Origin of the sequence: Kitasatospora sp. NPDC059648 (assembly GCF_042734825.1) — a bacterium.
In the GTDB taxonomy this organism is placed as follows: domain Bacteria; phylum Actinomycetota; class Actinomycetes; order Streptomycetales; family Streptomycetaceae; genus Kitasatospora.
Window position 1 is genome coordinate 1 of record NZ_JBHWDU010000216.1, and the last position, 1,955, is coordinate 1,955.

The 1,955-nt window shown below is 73.2% G+C and carries 1 protein-coding gene; it reads right to left on the bottom strand.

Features of this window, described 5'->3' with window-relative positions; translation table 11 throughout:
• Nucleotides 1–1,955 (bottom strand): type I polyketide synthase (locus ACFV1W_RS40520; protein WP_380422577.1); only part of this gene is annotated, 1,955 nt, incomplete at both ends.

A 1,955-nucleotide genomic window follows, 5' to 3' on the forward strand; every position in this document is an offset into this window, starting at 1 on the left:
AGTTCACCGGTGACGTTGGAGACGACGGCGAACGTCGGCTCGCTGTAGGTCAACTCGGCTGCCACGGCGCGGAACTCGGCCAGCATCGGCTCCATGCGCGGCGAGTGGAACGCGTGGCTCACCCGCAGCTGACGACCCTTGCGGCCCTGCGCCTTCCAGTGCTCCAGCACCTCAAGGACGGCGGCCTCGTCGCCCGAAACCACCACCGACGCAGGCCCGTTGACCGCCGCGATGGCGATCTCCGACTCCCGGCCGGCCAGCAGCGGCAGCACCTCCGCCTCGGTCGCCTCGATCGCCGCCATCGCACCACCGGTGGGCAGCGCCTGCATCAGTCGCCCACGCGCCTCGACGAGCTTGGCGGCGTCGTCCAGCGACAGCACGCCCGCGACGTGGGCGGCAGCGATCTCGCCCACGGAGTGGCCGACCAGGAAGTCCGGCTTCAGACCCCACGACTCCACCAGGCGGAACAGTGCCACCTCGACGGCGAAGAGCGCCGCCTGCGTGTACGCCGTCTGGTCCAGCAGCTCCGACCCGTCGAAGACCAGGTCCTTCAGCGGCACGTCCAGGTGGGAGCACACCTCGTCGAAAGCCGCCGCGAACACCGGGAAGGTGCCGTACAGCTCCCGGCCCATCCCCGACCGCTGGCTCCCCTGCCCCGTGAACAGGAAGGCAAGGCCACCGGCCGAGGCAACCGCCGCGGCGGCGTCCCCGGCGGCGAGCGCCGCGAGGCCCGCAAGCAGCTCGTCCCGGTCCGCACCGGAGACGACGGCCCGGTGCTCGAAGCGGGAGCGCGACAGCGCCAGCGAGTAGCCGACGTCCACCGGCGACAGCTCCGGCCGCTCCCCGACGAACGCCGCCAGGTTCGCGGCCTGGTCGCGCAGCGCGGCCTCGGTCTTGCCCGACACCACCCACGACACCGGAGCGTCGACCGTCACCTCGACGGTCTTGACGGCCTTCTCGGCGGGCGCCTGCTCCAGCACCACATGGGCGTTCGTCCCACTGATGCCGAACGACGAGACGCCGGCCCGGCGCGGACGCCCGACCGCCGGCCAGTCCCGCGCCTCGGTCAGCAGCTCCACCGCACCCGCCGACCAGTCGACGTGCGGGGTCGGCTCGTCCACGTGCAGGGTCCGCGGCAGCACGCCCTCACGCAGCGCCATCACCATCTTGATGATGCCCGCCGCGCCGGCCGCCGCCTGGGTGTGGCCGAGGTTGGACTTCACCGAGCCGAGCCAGAGCGGCTCGCCGCCCTCACGCCCCTGCCCGTACGTCGCCAGCAGCGCCTGCGCCTCGATCGGGTCGCCCAGTCGCGTACCCGTCCCGTGCGCCTCGACCACGTCCACGTCACCGGTGGTCAGGCCCGCGTCGGCCAGCGCCTGCCGGATCACCCGCTGCTGCGACGGGCCGTTCGGCGCCGTCAGGCCGTTCGACGCACCGTCCTGGTTGACGGCCGAGCCCCGCACCACCGCAAGCACCTTGTGCCCGTTGCGCTGCGCGTCGGACAGCCGCTCGACGAGCAGCATGCCGACACCCTCCGACCAGGACGTGCCGTCGGCCGCGCCCGCGAAGGCCTTGATCCGGCCGTCGGAGGCCAGGCCGCGCTGCAGGGCGAAGTCGACGAAGGTGTCCGGGTTGGGCATGACGGTGACGCCGCCCGCGAGGGCGAGCGTGCACTCACCGCGGCGCAGGGCCTGCGCGGCCAGGTGCAGCGTGACGAGCGAGGAGGAGCAGGCCGTGTCGACGGTGACCGCCGGGCCCTCGAAGCCGAAGGTGTACGAGACGCGCCCGGACACCACGCTGCTGGAGTTGCCGGTGCCGAGGAAGCCGCCGACGCCGTCGGGGATCTCGGTGACCCGGGCCGCGTAGTTGTGGTACATCACGCCGGCGAACACGCCGGTCCGGCTGCCGCGCACGGAGGCCGGGTCGATGCCGGCCCGCTCGAAGGCCTCCCAGGA